Consider the following 20,076-nt stretch of genomic DNA (forward strand, 5'->3'; position numbering starts at 1 on the left):
GGAGGTATTGCCCGGCGCTCCGTAAAATTCCCTGTTCGAAAGCAGGCGCGAGTCGGAGCGCCGCTCGTGGATCAGGGAAGCGGCAGCGCGATGACGGTGACACAGGACGGCCCGACGGCCGAAGACCAGGTGGTCTACGGCCCGGGCATCGACCCCGAGCGACTCGCCGTCTGCCTCAGCGTGCTCGAGGAGCTGGACCGGCTGGAGGTCGACCACCCGGACGCCATCGCGGTGCGCCGGGCCACGGCCGGCGTCTACCGCACGGTCAAGCAGCGCCGCCGTCAGGAGCGCCGGGCCGCCAAGACCGCGCACGACAAGGCGGTCACCGAGGCCACGGCCACCGGCTCCGCCGAGCGCATCGACGACGAGACCGAGGGCCTGCTGCCCTCCTCACGGACGGAGGAGGGCAGGATCGCGGGGATACTCCAGCGCCCGCGCTCCTGCTACACCTGCAAGAGCCGCTATGTCGAGGTCGACTACTTCTACCACCAGCTCTGTCCGGACTGCGCCGACCTGAACCGCGCCAAGCGGGACGCCCGCGCCGACCTCACGGGCAAGCGCGCCCTGCTCACCGGCGGCCGCGCCAAGATCGGCATGTACATCGCGCTCCGGTTGCTGCGCGACGGCGCGCACACCACGATCACCACCCGCTTCCCGAAGGACGCCATCCGCCGCTTCAAGGCGATGGAGGACTCGGCGGACTGGCTGCACCGCCTGGAGGTCGTCGGCATCGACCTGCGCGACCCCGCGCAGGCCGTCGCCCTGGCGGAGCAGGTCACCGAGGCGGGCCCGCTCGACATCCTGATCAACAACGCGACCCAGACCGTACGCCGGCTGCCCTCCGCCTACGCGGCCCTGGTCGACGGCGAGAGCGCCCCGCTGCCCGCCGGTGAACTCCCCGCCCACCACGTCATCGGGGCCTTCAACTCGGGCGCCGTGGACGGCCTCGCCGCGCTGCCCCCCGGCATCAGCGGCCTCGACGCCCAGCAGGTCGCCGACCTGGCGCTGGTCGCGGGCAACGCCAGCGTCGCCCGGCACCTCGACGGCACCGCCATCGACGCCGGCGGCCTCGTCCCGGACGTCGTCGACAGCAACACCTGGGTGCAGACCATCGACCAGATCTCCCCGGTGGAGCTCCTGGAGACCCAGCTCTGCAACTACACCTCGCCGTTCATCCTGATCAGCGCGCTCCGGCCGGCCATGGCCGCGGCGGCGAAGAAGGCGGCGCGCGGACGGTCGTACGTTGTCAACGTATCCGCGATGGAGGGCGTCTTCGGCCGCGGCTACAAGGGCGCCGGACACCCGAACACCAACGCGGCGAAGGCGGCCATGAACATGGTCACGCGAACCAGCGCGACCGAGATGTTCGAGACCGACGGCATCCTCATGACCTCCGTCGACACCGGCTGGATCACCGACGAGCGCCCGCACTACGACAAGCTGCGCCTCGCCGAGGCCGGCTTCCACGCGCCGCTCGACCTGATCGACGGCGCGGCCCGTGTCTACGACCCGGTCGTGCGCGGCGAGCAGGGCGAGGACGTCTACGGGGTCTTCCTGAAGGACTACGAGCCGGGCAAGTGGTAGGCCCCGCTTAATCGTTGGCGGCCTGCGGCACCGGCGCCCTATGGTTCAGGCAGGCGCCGGTGTGCCCGGTGCGCAGGTCGCGCGTTCTTCGTGGTTCGATCCCATACGGGTCCACCCATGGGCCCGTCGCCCATCGGGGGCAGCCGCGTTGCCGACTCGATCTCGGGCACGCCCGGCTCTCACCTCACTGTGTGTGCCGCTCGCACCCGGGTACCGCCGTCCACCAGCACGTCGGCTCCGGTCACCCACTGCGCGGCGTCCGAGCACAGCCACAACACCGCGCCCGCCACGTCCTCGGGCTCTCCTATCCGCCCCATCGGGAGCCCGGCCGCGATCTCCGGCTCCCGCGGCTCCCACATGAACCGGGCCATCTCCGTGCGCACCAGCCCCGGCGACACCGAATTCACCCGTACCCGGGGTGCCAGTTCGCCCGCCAGCTGCTGCGTGAGATGCAGCAGCGCCGCCTTGGTGGTGCCGTACGCGCCCACGTCGGGGCCGACATGCGCCGCGCCCTCCGTGCAGATGTTGACCACCGAGCCGCCGTGCTCCCGCATCCAGCCCCGCCACGCGCACTGCGTGAGTCGCAGCGGCGCCTCGACGTTGACCGTGAACGCCTCCCGCCACGTTCCGAGATCGGCGTCCATGAGCGGTCCGTAGGGACGATTGGTGGCCGCGTTGTTGACGAGGATGTCGAGCCGTCCGAACTCGCCGAGTGCCAGCCGGGTCAGCTCCCGGGCGTGCTCCGGCTCGGCCACGCTCCCGGCCAGACCGGTCCCGCCCAGCTCCGCGGCGGTACGCCGGACCTCGTCCGCGTCCCGCGCGCTCACGCACACCAGCGCACCGGCCGCCGCGAGCGCCCCGGCGACCGCGCGTCCGATCCCGCGCGTGCCGCCGGTGACGACGGCCGCCCTGCCCCTGAGCCCGTACGACGACGTCATTGCCGTACCGTCTCATGACGGGTCGTCAGTCGACAGCCCTGAGGCGGGAGTTACGGGCCGCGACCAGTTCCAGGACGGTCCGCCAGTCCTCCAGGACGCCCGCGTCGAACCCCGCGGCGCGGCCCTCCTCGTCGGCCTGGCGCAGCCGCAGCACGTCGTCGTCGGCCGGGGCGCCGTCCTCGCGTACCAGGTGGTAGACCCGCTCCCCGAGCAGATGCCGTACCGCGTGCGCGGCGCCGTCGGCGGGTCCCAGTAGTTCCTCGATGCCGTGCACCAGGCCGGCGACCTGGAGCTCCTTGTCGGCGGGGCGGCTGCGGCGCAGCAGAGCCGCGGTGCGCAGTGCGCGCTGGTGCCGGCAGGCGTACAGCAGATCCATCAGCTCCTCGACGCTGCGCAGCTCCATGCGTCAGTCCTTCCGCGAGACAGCCGTTGTCCTGTGCCATCGGATCATGTCGAGTTTTCGACCCGGCCAACGCAACCTGAACTGCACAGCCTGTGCAGAGAGCGGAGGTCTGTCCGTTCGAAGGTGTGTTCGATGGTTGGGTCGAGCGAGTGGAGCGTAAACCGGTCATCATGTTACGAAGGGGTGTATTTCCGGGCTGTGGGAGTACGCAGCGACTCGAGATAGTTACACCTTGTTTGCACTCCCTATCGAGCGGACCCTCGCTCATTTGGTTAACCTATAGGGGACGGACAGCAGTAAGGGGTCCCACCCACACCCACGGTCCGTCCCGGGACAAGCCGGTTGACAAGCGGCCTGCTCTCTTGTGAGTTACCGGCGCCACCGCGTCCGAACTGGCCTTCCATCCAGACCCGAGCGGGCGTCGAGCACCGGGAAGCAGACTGTCCGGCACGCCCCGAGGGTGACCGACACATAAGGAGTGCGCGGTGACACCGGAGAAGACGAATCGCGAGCAGCGCCCCAAGGAACGTGCGGAGCGCGCGGGCAGCCGGCCCGGACAGCTCGGCAGCCTCGACGTGTGGGCCCGGTCCGCCCCGATCCGCCTCGCGGGTTACGAGGAGGATCTCGCCGAGCCCCACATCCTGCCCAGCGTGGACTGACCGCCGGTCGATAATCCGTGATCGCCGACGCATGGGCGTGCGAGACTCACGCCCATGCAGATCAGAGCAGCCACCGCGGCCGACTGGCCGCAGATCTGGCCCTTCTGGCACCGGATCGTCGCCGCCGCCGAGACGTACGGCTGGGACCCCGACACCTCGGAGGAGGCGGCCCGCGCCCTGTGGATGAGCCCGGCGAAACGCGTCTACGTCGCCGAGGATCCCACCGGAGCCGTCGTCGGCTCCGCCTATCTCACCCCCAACTACGGGGGCCCCGCCGCGGGCGTCGCCAACGCCGGCTTCATGGTCGACCCCGACCAGGGCGGCCGGGGCATCGGGCGGGCCCTCGCCGAACACGTCCTGGCCGAGGCCCGGGCGCACGGCTACCGGTCCATGGTCTTCAACGCCGTCGTCGAGACCAACCCCGCCGTCGCCCTGTGGACCTCCCTCGGCTTCACGGTCATCGGCACGGTCCCGGAGGCCTTCGACCACCCGAAGCACGGACTGGTCGGCCTCCACATCATGTACCGCGCACTCTGAGCACCGTCATCCCGCGAGCGCCTCGGACACGGCCCACAGCCGGGCCGCGTTGTCCCGGTCCAGGGCGTACGGCGCGACCCCGCCGACGGCACCGGCCCGCTCGGTGACCGGCCCGGCCTCCACGCAGTCCTCGAAGGAGCGACCGCTGACGCCCTCCACCGTCGGCGAGGCGGCCGCACCGAGGTCGCCGCGCCCTGCTCGACCGTCTTCTGCGGCGGCAGCGCGATGGCGCCCAAGGCGACGAAGTCGGCCACCTGCTGCATGTCCACGTGCCGGGCCAGGCTGGTGTCGGCGATGTTGCCCGGCATCAGGGCGTTGGCGGTGATCCCGTCGTCGGCCCAGCGCTCGACGGCGGCGAGCAGGATGTTGACGGTCTTCGACTGCCCGTAGGAGGTCCACGGGTCGTAGGGACGGAACCGGTAGTCCAGGTCGTGCCCGCCCCGCGTCGCCCGACGCGAGGGGGGAGGCTGATTGTCCACGCCTCTCCGCCTTACAGCCGCCCCGCACCACACCCCGCTCGGATCGGCCCAAGAGTGCCGTTTCCCGCAGCCGAGCTGATCCGCTGCCCCCTAGCCGACAGGTGCCGTCCGCTGCCATGGCCGTAGGGTTTCCAGGGTCTGGGCCACCTCCAGCAGGAGCGCCTCCGAGCCCGGCCGTCCCACCAGTTGTACGGCGCAGGGGGCGCCCGAGGGCAGGGTGCCGAACGGGACCGACATCGCCGGCCAGCCGGTGAGGTTCCAGGCCGGGGTCAGGGGCGAGTAGTTGGAGCCGGCCAGCGCGTTGCGCAGCCAGCCGCGCTCGTGCCAGGGGGCCGCCTCCGGGGCACGCCGCGCCAGCGCCGGGGTGAGCAGCACGTCGTACTTGGCGAAGAAAGGGGTGAGCCGGGCGCGCAGCCGCTCCCGGGAGTCGCTCACCCGGACCCCGCGCAGGAAACGGCGGCCGATCGCCGCGTGCACCCGGGTCCGCCGGGTCAGCAGCGCCGGGTCCAGGCCGGCCGCGTCCACGGCCGTCCCCGCGGTCCAGTGCCGGAGCGCGGTGACACCGATCGACATCGGATACGGCGGCTCGGCTCGCCGCACCTGGTGCCCGGTCCCCGCCAGCAGCCCGGCCGCCTGCGCCACCGCGTTCGTATACGGTCTGCTCACGGTCACCCCGACCAGCTGGCTGCGCCGTGAGACGGCGATCTTCAGTGGGCCCGGCCGGCCGCCGCTCTCGAACCCCTTGCCGGCGAGGACGGCCAGCATCAGCCGGGCGTCCTCGACGCTGGTGGCCAGCGGCCCGTTCTCCGACATGCCGAACCAGTCGCCGTTGCCGATCCCGGCCGGGACCACCCCGAACCCCGGCTTGATCGTGACCAGACCGCAGTTGGCCGCCGGGATGCGCAGCGAGCCCATGCCGTCGTTGCCGAGGGCGATCGGCGCCAGCCCGGCGGCGACCGCGGCCGCGCTGCCGCCCGAGGAGCCGCCCGCGCTGCGCAGCGTGTCCCACGGGTTGCGGGTGATGCCGTGGACCCCGTCGGTCGTACCGAAGACACACAGTTCGGGTACGTTCGTCAGCCCCACGACCACCGCGCCCGCCGCCCGCAGCCGGCCCACGGTGACATGGTCGGCGTCGGCAAGCGTGTCCGGTGCCGCGGCCGAACCGCCCAGATGTGCCTCACCGCGCACCGCCAGATTGTCCTTCACTGCCAACGGCACACCGGCGAGGGGGAGTTCGGCGAGGTCGGTACGGGCCGCGACCTCGTCCGCCTCGGCGAGCGCCGCATCGGCCCGGACCTTCCGGAACGCGCCGATCCGCCCGTCCAGCCGCGCGATCCGCTCCAGATGCTCGGCCACCACCTCGCGGGGAGCGACCCGCTTCTCACGTACGGCGGCGGCTATTTCGGCGGCGGTCCGGCCGACCCAGCTGGTCACGGGCGCTCCTGGGATGCGGGAAAGAGGCTTACTCGTCGGTATGGAAGGGCACTCTGCCCGGCCGCGGGCTTCGCGTCGAGAGCGTCCGCAGTCTTCCCGTAGGTCATCCGACCACTGACTCAACTTCCGGGTGTACACACACCATTGACAGGCTTCTGGGCCCGCTTAATCATCAGACATCCGATGAATGGAGCCGCGTATGAGCATGTCTCCTGTTCCAAGACGCCAGATCCTGGGGGTCGCGGCCGGGGTCGCCGCGGCGGCCGCCCTGCCGCTCGCCGCGACGACCGAGGCCCACGCCGCCGAGCCGGCCGCGTCGCCATGGGTCCCCGTCCCCGCTCCGGTCCCCGTACCGCTCGAGTCCCTCTACGACAACGACGGCATCGACACCGCCGACGCCGGGGGCGGTGACTTCGACGGCTCCGGCTACACGTTCCCGGGCGAGGAACTCCCGGCCGGCCGCATCGAGGTGGACGGCATTCCCTTCGACTTCCCCGCCGCGACGGCGGGCGCCAAGAACAACGTTGTCGCGCTCGGCCAGCGCGTCGACCTCCCCAAGGGTCACTACCTGTCCGCCGTCTTCCTCACCGCCGGCAGCTACGGCAACGCCTCCGGCCGGGCCACCGTCCACTACGCCGACGGCACGACCACCACCGCCGGCCTGAGCGGCGGCGACTGGTACTCGGCGGGCGGCCCGCTGGCGGCGCCGTACCGCTACCAGCCGGACGGCGGCAAGGACGAGCACAGTGTCGGGATCGGCACCTCGGAGGTGCCGATCGACCCTCGGCGCGAGGCCGTCGCCCTCACGCTGCCGGTCACCAGTCCGGCCGAGGCCGGTAAGACCGCCCTGCACGTCTTCGCGCTCTCCCTCCAGCCCGTCGCCCAGGGGCGGGCGCTGGCCCTGCGCGACGCCCGCTCCACCAGCTCCCTGCTGGACGCCACCGGCGCCCAGAGCGTCGAAGCCACCGTCGTCAACGCGGGCACCGTCGCGATCCTGGCCCGCGACGAGGTGTCCGTGCGCGTCGACGTCCCCGGCGCCCGCACCGTCGAGCCGGCCCGCATCCGCCGCCTCGACCCCGGCGAACAGGTACGCGTCCGCGTCGGCATCCGCAGCCGCACCGGCACCGCGCCGGGCACCGAGCGGGACGGCACGGTGAGTGTCAGCGGACGTGGTACTCAAGTCGCCGCGACCAGGCGAACTTTGACGCTCGGCACCGCCGACTACCGGCCCACCGAGACCTCGTTGGCCGGCCACCAGGCGCCCTACTGGTTCAACGAGGCCAAGTTCGGCATCTTCATCCACTGGGGCGTCTACTCGGTGCCCGCGTGGGCGCCGGTCGGGGTGCAGTACGCCGAGTGGTACTGGGACCAGATGCAGGACCCGAACAACCCCACCTACGCCTACCACCGGGACACCTACGGCGAGGACTTCGCCTACGACGACTTCATCCCGCGCTTCACCGCCGAGAGGTTCGACCCGCGGGCCTGGGTGGAGCTGTTCCGGGACGCCGGTGCCCAGTACCACGTACTGACCTCCAAGCACCACGAGGGCTTCGCCCTGTGGGACACCAAGGTCTCCGACCGCAACGCCGTGAAGCTGGGCCCGAAACGGGACCTGGTCAAGGAGCTGTTCGAGGCGTCCCGGCGCCATACGCCCGAACTCCACCGGGGCCTCTACTTCTCCATGCCCGAGTGGTTCAACCCCGACAACCCCTGGATGGGCCACGCCCCGCGCAACCCGTACACGCTGGAGCCGCTGCCGTACACCGGATACACCTCCGGCAAGGACTACGTGAGGGACTTCCAGGCCCCGCAGATGCTCGAACTGATCCACGGCTACGACCCGGAGATCATCTGGTGCGACATCGGCGGCGCGAACGACAGCGTCGATGTCCTCGCCGAGTACTTCAACCACGCCAAGAATCGGGCCCGTCCGGTCGACGTGACCGTCAATGACCGCTCGGGCATCGGTTTCCACGACTTCACCACGCCCGAGTACACAACCTACGCCGACACGGTCGTCGCCAAGTGGGAGGCCAGCCGTGGCCTCGACCCCCGCAGCTACGGCTACAACCGGGCTACCCCGGACGACGCCTACATGGCCACCGAGGAGCTCGTGCACAGCCTGGTCGACATCGTCTCCAAGAACGGCAACTTACTGCTCGACATCGGCCCCCGTGCCGACGGCACCATCCCGGAGATCATGCAGACCCGGCTGCGGGAGACCGGCGCCTGGCTCGCGGTCAACGGCGAGGCGATCTACGGCACCACGTACTGGTCGCGCATGGCCCAGCTCGGCGAGGACCTGCGGTTCACGGTCCGCCCCGACGAGGCCTTCTACATCCACTCCCTGACCCGGCCGGGCGCCAAGCTCACCGTCGAGGCTCCGGTGCCGGTCCGCTCCGGCGACAAGGTGACCATGCTCGGCCACGACCGGCCACTGACCTGGACCCTCGCCAACGGAGCACTGGTGATCGACGTACCGGAGTCGGCGCGGAGGGCGGGACAGCACGTGTGGGTGTTCAAGGTGGAATGGCACGGGTGAGTCCGGCAATGGGCTGTCGCGGCCCCTCGGGGCCGCAGCAGCGCTGACCCCGCTGACCCCGCTGGCGGCACCGGCCTCGGCGGTCGCCTAGGAGCGGGCGGCGGGTGCCGTGCTGCCCCGTACCGTCAGCCGGGGCACCGGCACCCGAACCGCCCGGGCCGAGCCGCCGTCCAGCAGGGACGTCAGCTCGTGTGCCGCCACCCGACCGAACTCGGCGCTGTCCCGGGAGAGCGCCGACAGCCAGGGCTTGACCATGCGGCACAGGGCCGAGTCCTCCCAGGAGACGACGGAGACGTCGTCCGGGACCGAGTAGCCGAGTTCGGCGGCCGCCGCGACCCCGGCCACCGCCATCACGTCGTTGTCGTAGATCAGAGCCGTCGGGGGCGGGTCTGTGCGCAGGACACGGCGGGTGACAGCCGCGCCCTCGGCGTCGGAGTAGTCGGTGGTGACCGAGCGGACCTCGGTCAGGCCCCGGCCGTCCGCCTCGGTGCGCAGGGTGCGGATCCGGCGCTGGGTGTGAGCGAGGCCGGGCAGGCCCGCGATGTGCACGATCCTGCGGTGACCCAGCGTCGTCAGCTCGTCGATCACCGATGTCATCGCGGCCGCGTCGTCGGCCCAGACCGTCGACAGCCCGGGGTGGCGTTCGTCGGGGGCGCCGCCGATCACCACGGCGGGCAGGCCGAGTTCGTCGAGCAGGTCGGGGCGGGGGTCGTCGGCGCGCGGGTCCACCATCAGTATGCCGTCGACGCGGTGTTCCGCCCACCAGCGGCGGTACACCGCACACTCGTCGGCCACGTCCTCCGCCATCTGGTAGAGCAGGCCTAGATGGCGTTCGGCGAGCACCTCCTGGATGCCGGAGACCAGTTGGAGGAAGAAGGAGTCCACGCCCAGGGAGTGCGCGGGGCGGGCGAGGACGAAGCCGACCGTGGCCGCGCCCTCGCCGGACAGGGCGCGGGCGGCCGTGCTGGGCCGCCAGCCGAGCTGCTCGGCGACCCGGTGCACCCGGGCCCTGGTCGTCTCGGAGACCCCGGGGCGGCCGTTGAGCGCGAAGGAGACCGCGCTCTGCGAGACTCCGGCCCGGCGCGCGACGTCCTTCATGGTCGGCCGGCGGGCGGGGATGCGTTTCTCCGCCAACTCACTTCCTCATTCGGTCTGGACCGCGATCCACTAATGCGCTTGAGTCCGAACAGCCTAAAGCGTATTAGTGACCGGCCGCAATATGCTCGTAACGCCTTGCTGAGCAGGGACTTTGAGCCACTAATGACTTTAGCTGTGCCGAATCCATTGACTCCTCGTGGAAACGGCGTGCAAGGTCTGGCGCGGCACCTTCGGCCGTCCCCGCTGCAAAGGAGCAACGGACCATGCGTATCTCCCGCAGAGCCCTCGCCCTCGCCGCTGCCGCCTTCCTCGCCCTGCCGCTGAGCGCCTGCGGTTCGGGGGAGGACGGCGGTGGTTCCACCGACGCCTCGGGCAAGGTCGAGGGCGACATCACCTTCCAGACCTGGAACCTGCGCGCGAACTTCAAGGAGTACTTCGAGGGCCTGATCGCGGACTTCGAGAAGAAGTACCCGGACACCCACGTGAAGTGGATCGACCAGCCGGCCGAGGGCTACGCCGACAAGATCAGCGCGGACGCGGCCGGCGGCACCCTGCCCGACGTCGTCAACGTCTCCCCGGACCTCGCCGCCCCGCTCGCCAAGGCGGGCCTCGCCCTCAACCTCGACAAGGCGGCCGGCAAGTACAAGTCCGAGTACCTGTCCGGTGCTTGGGCAAGCCATCGGATACCGGGGATGAGCGGTACCTACGCCTTCCCCTGGTATCTGAACACCGGGCCGCTCTTCTACAACAAGGCGCTGTTCAAGCAGGCCGGACTCGACCCCGAGCAGCCGCCGAAGACATACGACGACCTCTTCGCCGACGCCCTGAAGATGGCGCGACAGAGCGACGGCAAGGTAGCCACCCTCGCCAACGTCCCCACCATCGAGGACTTCGGGCGCTACGGCGTCGAGTTGATGGACAAGCAGGGGACCAGGTTCGCCTTCAACGACGCCAAGGGAGTCGAACTGCTCACCACGTACAAGGAGTTGTACGACGCCAAGGCACTCGACCCGCAGGCGCTGACCGCGACTCCGGAGTCCTCCGGCAAGAAGTTCCTCACCGAGGCCGTCGCCATGAACCCCGGCAGCGCGCTCGACCTGGCCAACTTCAAGAAGCAGGAGCCGAACCTGTACAAGAACATCGGCATCACCGACCAGATCACCAGCACCGGGCACGTCAACATGTACGTGATGGGCGTGATGGTCAACTCCAGGACGAAGCACACGGCGGCCTCCGTCGCCTTCGCGCACTTCGTGACCGACGCACAGAACCAGATGTCCTTCGCCAAAAAGGTCGCCATCTTCCCCAGCACCGCGGGCTCCCTCGACGACCCGTACTTCACCAAGGAGGACGGCACCGACGAGACGAGGGTGCGCATCGCTGCCGCCAAGTCCCTGAAGACCGCGGTCAATTACACGCCAGTGCTGTTCAGCGACCAGATGAAGACCGCGCTGCGCAACGAGGTCGCCAAGGCGTTGCAGGGCAAGGAGAGCCCCAAGTCGGCTCTGGACAACGCTGTCAAGGCCTGCGACCAGCTGCTCCAGCAGCAGGGCTGAGAGGCGAGGCATGGCCGGCGTGTCCCGCGTACGGCGCCAACTTCCCATCAGTCCATGGCTGTTCGCTTCTCCCGGGCTGCTGGTCGTCGGCGCCTTCGTGCTCTATCCGTTCGTCTCGACGGTGGTCAACTCCTTCACCGACCGCCGCACCCTGATCCCCGGCCGGTTCGTAGGCCTGGCCAACTTCCGTGAGCTGATCCACGACGACATGTTCTGGACCGGCCTGCGCAACAGCACGCTGTACATCGTCGTGGTCGTGCCCGCCCTCGTCGTCCTGCCGCTGCTGCTCGCGTTGCTGGTGCAGAAGAACATCCCGGGCATCACCTTCTTCCGGTCCGCCTTCTACACCCCGGTCGTCGCCTCCATCGTCGTGGTCGGCCTCATCTGGGTCTGGCTGCTCGACGAACGCGGCCTGGTCAACTCCCTGCTGGAGACGGTCGGGATCGGCCGGATCGGGTTCCTCAGCGACCAGTGGCTGCTCCTGCTCAGCGCGATGGCGGTCACGGTCTGGAAGGGCCTCGGCTACTACATGATCATTTATCTTGCGGCGCTCGCCAACGTCCCGCGCGAACTGCACGAGGCCGCCGCCGTGGACGGGGCGGGGGCGGTACGCCGCTTCGTCTCCGTCACCGTGCCCGCCGTACGTTCCACGATGGTGCTGGTCGCCGCGCTCTCCTCGGTCGCCGCCTTCAAGGTGTTCTCCGAGGTGTACCTGATGGCGGGCCCGAGCGGCGGCCCGGCCGGCGAGGACACCACCCTCGTGATGCTGGTCCAGCGCACCGGCACCGGACTGACCGGCCGGGTCGGCTATGCCTCGGCGCTCTCCGTCGTCGTCTTCGTCGTCACCGTCGCGCTGATGCTCCTGGTGCTGCGCGCCGACCGGAGGGACCGCTCGTGAGCGCCACCCGGGCACGCTTCACCGACGAGCACGGCCGCCGCGTCCGGATCGGCGAGCTGGTCCTGCGCTATGCACTGCTGCTGCTCGTGCTCGCGGTCACCGTCGGGCCGTTCCTGTGGCAGCTGTCCACCTCGCTCAAGGGGCCGACCGAGGACATCTTCAGCTCGCCCCCGAGCCTTCTGCCCGAGCATCCCACCCTGCACAACTACCAGCGGGTCGCCGACACCATCCCCGTCTGGGACTACGCCCTCAACTCGCTGAAGGTCGCGAGCGCGAGCGTCGTCACCAACTGCGTCGGCTCGGCGCTCGCCGGATACGCTCTGGCCCGCCTGCGCTACCGGGGGCGCCGGATCGCCACCCTTGTCTTCATCCTCGCGATGCTCGTGCCGGTGGAGGGGATCATCATCGCCCAGTTCACCACCATGCGTGAACTCGGCCTCAACAACACCCTGCTCGGTGTCGTGCTGCCCGGCTCCGTCGCCGCCATGAACGTACTGCTGATGCGCAACGCCTTCCTCAACCTGCCCTACGAGATCGAGGAGGCGGCCTACGTCGACGGCGCCGACGTCTGGCAGCGGTTCCTGCGGATCGCCCTGCCGTCGGTCAAGGGCACCGTCGCCGTCGTCGCGATCTTCGCCTTCATGGGCGCCTGGGACGACTTCCTCTGGCCGCTGATCGTGCTCAGCGACCCCTCCAAGTTCACCCTCACCATCGGCCTCAACTATCTGCACGGCACCTTCGCCAACGACGAACGCCTCGTCGCCGCCGGCACCGTGATCGCCGTGGCCCCGCTCATCGCCCTGTTCGCCTGCCTCCAGCGGTACTTCTTCCGCGGGGTCGGCGAAGGCGCCGTCAAAGGCTGAACCCCCGTTCCCGCAAGGAGACCGCATGCCTCCGGCCGCGCGCTTCGGCGTCAACTACACCCCCAGCGAAGGGTGGTTCCACCACTGGCTCGACTTCGACCTGGACTCCGTACGCGCCGACCTCGACTCCATCGCCGCTCTGGGACTCGACCACATCCGGGTCTTCCCGCTGTGGCCCTACTTCCAGCCCGACCGCACCCTGATCCGGCCGCGCGCCGTAGAGCAGCTCGTCGCCCTCGCGGACGCGGCCGCCGAACGCGGGCTCAACGTCAACGTGGACGGCCTGCAGGGGCACTTGAGCAGCTTCGACTTCCTGCCGGCCTGGACCCGGACCTGGCACCGGCGCAACCTCTTCACCGACCCGGAGGTCGTGGCAGGGGAGGCCGCCTATCTCCGCACCCTGGCCGCGGCGCTCGCGGACCGGCCCAACTTCATCGGGATGACGGTCGGCAACGAGGTCAACCAGTTCGCCGCCGGCCCGCATCCGGATCCGGACCGGGCCACCGAGGAGGACGCGGAGCGCTGGCTGGTACGGCTGCTGGCCGCCTGCGCCGAGGCCGCGCCCGGCAGGCTCCATCTGCACGCCTCCTACGACGCCGCCTGGTACCAGGACGACCAGCCCTTCACCCCCGCCCACTCGGCCCGGCTCGGCGACCTCACCGCCGTGCACTCCTGGGTGTTCAACGGCACCGCCCAACGCCACGGCCGCACCGCCCCGCAGACCGAACAGCACGCCGCGTATCTGGTGGAGCTCAGCAAGGCCTGGGCCGAGGACGCGCACCGGCCCGTATGGCTCCAGGAAGTGGGTGCGCCCGCGCCGCTGATCCCCGCCGAGCACGCGGCCGCGTTCACCGAGGCGACCCTCACCGCCGTACTGGACTGCCCCGACCTGTGGGGCGTCACCTGGTGGTGCTCGCACGACGTCAGCCGGAGCCTCGCCGACTTCCCCGAACTCGAATACGGGCTCGGTCTGTTCACCAACGACCGCAAGCCCAAGGACCTCGCGCATGCCCTCGCCGCTGCCGAGCCCAGGGCTGCGAATGCGCGCAGTACAGCACTCGTCGTGCCCTCCGACCCGGCCCGCCGCTCCCGGTGCGCGCCCGGGGGGCCCGTCTTCGACGCCTGGTTCCGGCTGGTCGCCGACGGCGCCCGCCCCACCACCGTCCTCGACACACGCGTGGACGACCAGGACCATCTCGCCGCGCGCGGCATCACCGAAGTCGTCACTCCCGATCAGGTACTCCCCACCCCACCAGGAGGCACCCGCTCGTGAACCCAAGCAGACGCACCGTTCTGATCGCCGCCACCGCCGCGGCCCTGGCCCGCTCACTGCCGGCGACGGCGGCGACCGAGGCGGCGGCCGTCACCCCGCCGTACGCCTCCTACTGGTACCCGGACTCCTTCCCCGCCGGCACCCCGGGCACCGGTATCACCTGGCGCAGCCTGAAGAGCTGGACGGCGGCCGGTGACACGGACCTCGCCTTCAACGCCGCCTGCGTGCCGCTCGCCGCCCGCTTCACCCCGACCCCGGCCAACACCACCGCCCGCTCGGGCCAGGCCCGCATCCAGGCGCTGGTGTCCTTCGGACCGACCTCCGGCAACCCCTCCCAGGGCTCGGCCACCGCCGACTACTACGCCCTCACCCACTGGGCCTACCTGGACGAGCTGGTCTTCTGGGGCGGCTCGGCGGGGGAGGGGCTGATCCTCGCCCCGAACGCGCCGGTCGTCGACGCCGCCCACAGGCACGGTGTGCCCGTCCTCGGTAACATCTTCTTGCCGCCCACCGCCTACGGCGGTCAGCCGCAGTGGACCCGCGACCTGGTCCAGAAGGACTCGACCGGGCACTTTCCCCTCGCTGCCCAACTGGTCGCCGTGGCCGCCGCCTACGGCTTCGACGGCTGGTTCGTCAATGCCGAGACCGGCGGCGGCGACACCGCCCTCGGCACCGACATGCTCGGTTTCGTCACGGAGCTCAAGTCCCTCGCGGCGGCCCGCGGACAGCGGGTGACCTGGTACGACGCCATGACCGTGAACGGCACGGTCAGCTGGCAAGGCGCGCTGAACAGCCAGAACCAGGCCTTCTTCCAGGCCGCCGACGACATGTTCGTCGACTTCCGGTGGAGCGCCTCGACACTCGCCTCTTCGGGTACGAAAGCGATCCAACTCGGCCGCAGCCGCTACGAGTTGTGGGCCGGGATCGACGTCGAATCCAACGGGTCGAACACCTCCGTGAACTGGGAGGCGATCGTGCCCAGAGGCTCGGCGCACATCGCCTCGATCGGCTTCTACCGGCCCGAGTGGACCCGCAACCACCTGCCCGCGAGCCGCACCCCCGGCGACTTCCACGCCGCCGACGACCGGTTCTGGACCGGGCGGTCACTGGACCCGTCCCGGCCGGACAGCTCGGACCCCTGGCGGGCGCCGGCCGTGTCGGTGGCGGACCGGTCGACGGTGTCGGCGGTGCCGTTCGCGAGCGTGTTCAACACCGGGCACGGGCTGCGCTGGTACGAGGACGGCGAGGTCACCTCGGACACGGCCTGGAACCACCTCGGTCTGCAGGACCGGCTGCCGTCCCGGCGGTGGGCGGTACGGACGGACGGCACCAGGCCGGCCGTGACCTTCGACTTCTCCGCCGCCTGGCGGGGCGGCAGCAGCGTGCTGGTCGACGGCGACCTCGACCAGCCGGTGGTCCTTGACCTCTACTCGACACAGCTGCCGATCACGGACCGGACGGTTGTCGAGCTGACGTTCCGGACCGACGCTGGGAGTGTGGACGTCGAGCTGGCCATCGCCACCGCCGAGCCGGGCAGCGCCGGCGCGACACCGCCGTACATCTGTCTGCCGACGGACCAGGGCGACGGTTGGTCGACCGCGACCGTCCCGCTCACCGGACTCTCCGGCACCGTCCACGCCCTCGGCGTCCGCCTCACCGCGACCGACGGTCCCGTCCGGTGGCGGCTCGGCGGGATCGCCGTGCGGGACGCGGTGAGTACCCCTGCCGCACCCGCCGACCCGCGGATCACCGCGGCCGGCGGGGGCGATCTGCGCCTCTCTTGGGACGCGGCGCCCGGGGACCTACGGCACTACTCCCTGCACCGGCTGCTCCCGGACGGCACCCGGCGCTTCCTCGGCGCCACCGGCCAGCGGGCCTACTACCTGACCGGGCTCCAGCCGGAGCAGGGCGAGGTGACGGCACGGTTCGAAGTGCGTGCCGTAGGGGAGCTGTACACCTCGTCGGATCCCGTGACCGTCACGCACACCTGGTAACCGGTAACGAACAAACGGAGCACCCCACATGCATGACGACCGCAGCCTTGTCGAAGCCCGCCTCAGGCGCGTCCTCGACGAGCGCATCCGTCCCGCCGTGTACCCCGAGTCCGTGCCGCTCGACGTTGCCGTGTGGCACGCGCCCGGCGAGCCCGTACCGGTCGCCGAGGGTCTCGCGGCCGAGCCCGGGCCGATCGAGGTGGGCGCCCGGTGGGGTGCTCCATGGGGGACCAGCTGGTTCCGGGTGACCGGAACCGTCCCCGAGGAGTGGGCCGGGCGTACCGTCGAGGCCCTCCTCGACCTCGGATTCGACGAGAACATGCCCGGCTTCCAGTGCGAGGGCCTGGTCTACCGGCCCGACGGCACCCCGGTGAAGGGCCTCAACCCGCGCAACCAGTGGGTCCGCGTCGGCGCCCCGGTGGCGGGCGGCGAACAGGTACGGCTGCACATCGAGGCCGCCTCCAATCCCGTCATCCTCGACTACCACCCCTTCCGGCCCACCTGGCTGGGTGACAAGGACACAGCCGGGCACGAGCCGCAGTACACGCTCACCCGGATGGACCTCGCCGTCTTCGACGAGACCGTGTGGCAGCTGGTGATCGACCTGGAGGTGCTCGGCGAGCTGATGGCCGAGCTGCCGACGGACGCACAGCGCCGCTGGGAGATCCTGCGCGCGGTCGAACGGGCGCTGGACGCGATCGACCTTCAGGACGTCAACGGCACGGCCCAGCAGGCGCGTTCACGACTCACCGATGTCCTGTCCGCCCCCGCCGTACCCTCCGCGCACCGCATCAGCGCCGTCGGTCACGCCCACATCGACTCGGCGTGGCTGTGGCCGCTGCGCGAGACGGTCCGCAAGGTGGCCCGTACGACCGCCAACATGACCGCCCTCATCGAGGACCAGCCCGACTTCGTGTTCGCCATGTCCCAGGCCCAGCAGTGGGCGTGGGTGAAGGAGCACCGGCCCGAGGTGTGGGCGCGCGTGAAGAAGGCGGTCGCGGACGGGAGGTTCGTGCCGGCCGGTGGGATGTGGGTGGAGTCGGACACCAACATGCCGGGTTCGGAGGCGATGGCCCGTCAGTTCGTGCACGGCAAGCGGTTCTTCCTGGACGAGTTCGGCGTCGAGAACGACGAGGCGTGGCTGCCGGACACCTTCGGCTTCGCCGCCGGGCTCCCGCAGATCATCAGGGCGGCGGGCGCCACCCGGCTGCTCACCCAGAAGATCTCCTGGTCCCAGACGAACAAGTTCCCCCACCACACGTTCCAGTGGGAGGGCATCGACGGCACCCGGATCTTCACCCACTTCCCGCCCGTCGACACCTACAACTGCTCCATGAAGGGCAGCGAACTCGCCCACGCCGCACGCAACTTCAAGGACAAGGGCCAGGCCCGGCACTCCCTCGCGCCGACGGGCTGGGGTGACGGAGGCGGCGGCACGACCCGGGAGATGGTCGCCAAGGCGGCCCGGGCACGGAACCTGGAGGGCTCGCCGACGGTCGTCTGGGAGACCCCGCAGGAGTTCTTCAAGAAGGCAGAGGCCGAATACCCGGACCCGCCCGTCTGGGTGGGCGAGCTCTACCTCGAACTGCACCGCGCCACCCTCACCAGCCAGGCCAGGACCAAACAGGGCAACCGGCGCAGCGAACACCTCCTGAGGGAGGCCGAGCTGTGGGCGGCGACGGCGGCGGTGCGGACCGGATTCCCTTATCCGTACGAAGAGTTGGACCGCATCTGGAAGACGGTCCTGCTCCACCAGTTCCACGACATCCTGCCGGGTTCGTCGATCGCCTGGGTGCACCGCGAGGCCCGGGCGGCCTATCAGCGGATCGCCGCCGAACTCGACGAGATCATCGACGCGGCCCAGCGAGCCCTGGCGGGGGAGGGCGAGCGGCCCCTCCTGTTCAACGCGGCGCCGCACAGCAGGAACGGCGTCCCGGCCCTGGGCGCCGGCGAGGAGGAGCCGCCCGAGGAGACGACGGTGTCGGAGCGCCCCGAGGGCGGCCAGATCCTCTCCAACGGCCTGCTGCGGATCGAGATCGACGCCCGCGGCCTTGTCGTGTCCGCGTACGACCTCGCCGGCGACCGAGAGACCATCGCCCCCGGTACGGCCGCCAACCTGCTCCAACTCCACCCGGACTTCCCGAACATGTGGGACGCCTGGGACGTCGACGCCTTCTATCGCAACGCGGTGACGGACCTGACGTCCATCGATGAGCTGACCGTCGCCGAGGACGGCCGTTCGGTGCGGATCACACGGTCCTTCGGCTCCTCCCGCGTGACCCAGGTGCTGTCGCTGCCGCCGGGCGAGCGCCGGCTGCTGATCGACACGGAGGTGGACTGGCACGAGACGGAGAAGTTCCTGAAGCTGGCCTTCCCGCTGGACCTGCACGCCGAACGCTACGCGTCGGAGACCCAGTTCGGGCACTTCCACCGCCCTACCCACACCAACACCTCATGGGAAACGGCGAAGTTCGAGGCCTGCAACCACCGATTCATCCACCTGGACGAGCCGGGTTGGGGCGTGGCGATCGTCAACGACTCGACGTACGGCCATGACGTGACCCGCACGGTCCGCACGGACGGCGACCGGGGGACGACGACCACGGTCCGCGTGTCACTGCTGCGCGCCCCGCGCTTCCCGGACCCCGAGACCGACCAGGGCATCCACCACTTCCGGCACGCACTGGTGCCGGGCGCGGGGATCGCGGACGCGGTGCGGGAGGGGTGGCGGATCAACCTTCCGGAGCGATGGGTAAACGGCGCCGGGGAGGTGGCTCCGCTGGTCACGGTCGACAACGACGGGGTTGTCGTCACGGCGGTGAAGTTGGCTGATGACGGCAGCGGGGATGTCGTGGTCCGTTTCCATGAGGCCCACGGCGGCCGGGCGCGCGCGACGCTGACGGCGGGCTTCGAGGTCGCGGGGGTCAGGGTGACGGATCTGCTGGAACGCCCGCTGGACGAGCAGACCCCGGACCCGGACGGGAACCACGTCTCGCTACGGCTGCGCCCGTTCGAATTGGTGACGCTGCGCTTCGTGGCTCGTTAGGGGCGCTCAACCCCCACCCACGTCCAGCTGTGCCCGCAGCCACTCCTCCACCTCACCCACATGCGCCGCTGCCGCAGCCCTCGCCGCCTCCGGATCCCGGGCGACGAGGGCCCGGTGAATCGCGGCATGCTCCCGCCGGGTACGCGCGAACGCGTCCTCCTCCTGATACCCCCGCCACACCCGAGCCCGGAAGGTCCGCGACGACAGCCCCTCCAGAATCGCGGCCATCGTGTCGTTCCCCGCCGCACCCGCGATCACCCGATGGAAAGCGAGGTCATGCGCGAGGATCTCCTCGGGGTCATCCGTCGCATTCATCGCCGTGAGGTGCTTCTCCACCTCGGCCAGCTGATCGGCCGTGATCCGCGCGGCGGCCAGCGCCGTCGCCGTCGATTCCAGGACCCGCCGCACCTCCAGCAACTCCACCAGCTGTGGCCCGCGTGAGAGATCGGCGACCACACCGAAGGTCTCCAGCAGGTCACCGGCCTCCAGCTGGGTGACGTAGATACCGGAGCCGTGCCGGGCCTCCAGGACGCCGAGGACCGTCAGCGCGCGGATCGCCTCGCGCATGGAGCTGCGGGACATGCCCAGCTGCGCGGCGAAATCCCGTTCCGTCGGCAGCCGCTGGCCCGGCTCCAGGCGGCCCTCCCCGATCATCGCCTTGATGCGCTCGATGGCGCGCTGCGTCACCGTGCCCTTCTGCGGGGCTGTCTCGTCCACACCGCTCCTCCTGTCGCCGGTGCGCCGCAGTCTAACCAGCGATGTGGTCGGA

16 protein-coding genes are annotated in these 20,076 nt (G+C 70.5%); 10 read left to right on the forward strand and 6 right to left on the reverse strand.

Features of this window, described 5'->3' with window-relative positions; genetic code table 11:
- Window positions 1-90: 90 nt before the first annotated feature.
- Window positions 91-1,584, forward strand: a complete 1,494-nt coding sequence (locus ABTY98_RS14765) for an SDR family NAD(P)-dependent oxidoreductase (protein ID WP_352221260.1) — start codon at window positions 91-93, stop codon at window positions 1,582-1,584.
- Between the two features lie 179 nt (window positions 1,585-1,763).
- On the opposite strand, the gene ABTY98_RS14770 is transcribed toward ABTY98_RS14765, so the two are convergent.
- Together ABTY98_RS14770 and ABTY98_RS14775 are read right to left on the reverse strand one after the other, a co-directional pair.
- Entirely contained in the window at window positions 1,764-2,522 is a 759-nt protein-coding gene (locus tag ABTY98_RS14770) for an SDR family oxidoreductase (protein WP_352221261.1), read from the reverse strand.
- Between the two features lie 25 nt (window positions 2,523-2,547).
- Window positions 2,548-2,925 carry a hypothetical protein gene (locus tag ABTY98_RS14775; protein WP_352221262.1) on the reverse strand — a complete coding sequence of 126 codons (378 nt, stop codon included), beginning with the start codon at window positions 2,923-2,925 and terminating at the stop codon, window positions 2,548-2,550.
- A gap of 485 nt (window positions 2,926-3,410) precedes the next feature.
- On the opposite strand from ABTY98_RS14775, the gene ABTY98_RS14780 reads away from it, so the two are divergent.
- Both ABTY98_RS14780 and ABTY98_RS14785 read left to right on the forward strand, forming a co-directional pair.
- Entirely contained in the window at window positions 3,411-3,584 is a 174-nt protein-coding gene (locus tag ABTY98_RS14780) for a hypothetical protein (RefSeq protein ID WP_352221263.1), read from the forward strand.
- Window positions 3,585-3,638: 54 nt separating this feature from the next.
- On the forward strand, window positions 3,639-4,121 hold the full coding sequence (locus ABTY98_RS14785) for a GNAT family N-acetyltransferase (protein ID WP_352221264.1): 483 nt from the start codon (window positions 3,639-3,641) through the stop codon (window positions 4,119-4,121).
- 6 nt (window positions 4,122-4,127) lie between these two features.
- On the opposite strand, the gene ABTY98_RS14790 is transcribed toward ABTY98_RS14785, so the two are convergent.
- Both ABTY98_RS14790 and ABTY98_RS14795 read right to left on the reverse strand, forming a co-directional pair.
- A complete protein-coding gene (locus tag ABTY98_RS14790) occupies window positions 4,128-4,280 on the reverse strand; it encodes a hypothetical protein (protein ID WP_352221265.1) in 153 nt (50 codons plus the stop codon).
- Between the two features lie 410 nt (window positions 4,281-4,690).
- On the reverse strand, window positions 4,691-6,034 hold the full coding sequence (locus tag ABTY98_RS14795; RefSeq protein ID WP_352221266.1) for an amidase: 1,344 nt from the start codon (window positions 6,032-6,034) through the stop codon (window positions 4,691-4,693).
- Window positions 6,035-6,239: 205 nt separating this feature from the next.
- Here ABTY98_RS14795 and ABTY98_RS14800 point away from each other — a divergent pair, with 205 nt between their 5' ends.
- Window positions 6,240-8,579 carry an alpha-L-fucosidase gene (locus ABTY98_RS14800; protein WP_352221338.1) on the forward strand — a complete coding sequence of 780 codons (2,340 nt, stop codon included), beginning with the start codon at window positions 6,240-6,242 and terminating at the stop codon, window positions 8,577-8,579.
- 87 nt (window positions 8,580-8,666) lie between these two features.
- Here ABTY98_RS14800 and ABTY98_RS14805 read toward each other — a convergent pair whose 3' ends face one another.
- Window positions 8,667-9,677, reverse strand: a complete 1,011-nt coding sequence (locus tag ABTY98_RS14805) for a LacI family DNA-binding transcriptional regulator (RefSeq protein ID WP_352221339.1) — start codon at window positions 9,675-9,677, stop codon at window positions 8,667-8,669.
- Window positions 9,678-9,940: 263 nt separating this feature from the next.
- Between ABTY98_RS14805 and ABTY98_RS14810 the strand changes: the two genes are divergently transcribed.
- The 6 genes from ABTY98_RS14810 to ABTY98_RS14835 are packed head-to-tail and all read left to right on the forward strand — an operon-like array spanning window position 9,941 to window position 19,307.
- Complete coding sequence (locus ABTY98_RS14810) at window positions 9,941-11,233, forward strand: ABC transporter substrate-binding protein (RefSeq protein ID WP_352221267.1); 1,293 nt, start codon at window positions 9,941-9,943, stop codon at window positions 11,231-11,233.
- A 10-nt stretch (window positions 11,234-11,243) separates the two neighbouring features.
- Complete coding sequence (locus tag ABTY98_RS14815; RefSeq protein ID WP_352221268.1) at window positions 11,244-12,131, forward strand: carbohydrate ABC transporter permease; 888 nt, start codon at window positions 11,244-11,246, stop codon at window positions 12,129-12,131.
- Entirely contained in the window at window positions 12,128-12,994 is an 867-nt protein-coding gene (locus ABTY98_RS14820; RefSeq protein ID WP_352221269.1) for a carbohydrate ABC transporter permease, read from the forward strand. Before ABTY98_RS14815 ends, ABTY98_RS14820 begins: the two co-directional genes overlap by 4 nt.
- A 25-nt stretch (window positions 12,995-13,019) precedes the next feature.
- Window positions 13,020-14,267, forward strand: coding sequence for a glycoside hydrolase 5 family protein (locus ABTY98_RS14825; RefSeq protein WP_352221270.1), 1,248 nt, complete (start codon window positions 13,020-13,022; stop codon window positions 14,265-14,267).
- A complete protein-coding gene (locus tag ABTY98_RS14830) occupies window positions 14,264-16,261 on the forward strand; it encodes an endo-beta-N-acetylglucosaminidase (protein WP_352221271.1) in 1,998 nt (665 codons plus the stop codon). The genes ABTY98_RS14825 and ABTY98_RS14830 overlap by 4 nt, the downstream gene beginning before the upstream one ends.
- A 28-nt stretch (window positions 16,262-16,289) precedes the next feature.
- Entirely contained in the window at window positions 16,290-19,307 is a 3,018-nt protein-coding gene (locus tag ABTY98_RS14835) for an alpha-mannosidase (RefSeq protein ID WP_352221272.1), read from the forward strand.
- A 6-nt stretch (window positions 19,308-19,313) separates the two neighbouring features.
- Here ABTY98_RS14835 and ABTY98_RS14840 read toward each other — a convergent pair whose 3' ends face one another.
- Window positions 19,314-20,024, reverse strand: coding sequence for a FadR/GntR family transcriptional regulator (locus tag ABTY98_RS14840; protein WP_352221273.1), 711 nt, complete (start codon window positions 20,022-20,024; stop codon window positions 19,314-19,316).
- Between the last annotated feature and the right edge of the window lie 52 nt (window positions 20,025-20,076).

Origin of the sequence: Streptomyces sp. NPDC096040 (assembly GCF_040303265.1) — a bacterium.
GTDB lineage: Bacteria > Actinomycetota > Actinomycetes > Streptomycetales > Streptomycetaceae > Streptomyces.

Bases quoted from the DNA above. Each gene is read 5' to 3' on its own strand.
- ABTY98_RS14765 (WP_352221260.1), top strand. From the start codon at position 91: ATGACGGTGACACAGGACGGCCCGACGGCCGAAGACCAGGTGGTCTAC.
- ABTY98_RS14805 (WP_352221339.1), bottom strand. From the start codon at position 9,677: ATGAAGGACGTCGCGCGCCGGGCCGGAGTCTCGCAGAGCGCGGTCTCC.
- ABTY98_RS14785 (WP_352221264.1), top strand. From the start codon at position 3,639: ATGCAGATCAGAGCAGCCACCGCGGCCGACTGGCCGCAGATCTGGCCC.
- ABTY98_RS14770 (WP_352221261.1), bottom strand. From the start codon at position 2,522: ATGACGTCGTCGTACGGGCTCAGGGGCAGGGCGGCCGTCGTCACCGGC.
- ABTY98_RS14810 (WP_352221267.1), top strand. From the start codon at position 9,941: ATGCGTATCTCCCGCAGAGCCCTCGCCCTCGCCGCTGCCGCCTTCCTC.
- ABTY98_RS14825 (WP_352221270.1), top strand. From the start codon at position 13,020: ATGCCTCCGGCCGCGCGCTTCGGCGTCAACTACACCCCCAGCGAAGGG.
- ABTY98_RS14775 (WP_352221262.1), bottom strand. From the start codon at position 2,925: ATGGAGCTGCGCAGCGTCGAGGAGCTGATGGATCTGCTGTACGCCTGC.
- ABTY98_RS14835 (WP_352221272.1), top strand. From the start codon at position 16,290: ATGCATGACGACCGCAGCCTTGTCGAAGCCCGCCTCAGGCGCGTCCTC.
- ABTY98_RS14800 (WP_352221338.1), top strand. From the start codon at position 6,240: ATGTCTCCTGTTCCAAGACGCCAGATCCTGGGGGTCGCGGCCGGGGTC.
- ABTY98_RS14815 (WP_352221268.1), top strand. From the start codon at position 11,244: ATGGCCGGCGTGTCCCGCGTACGGCGCCAACTTCCCATCAGTCCATGG.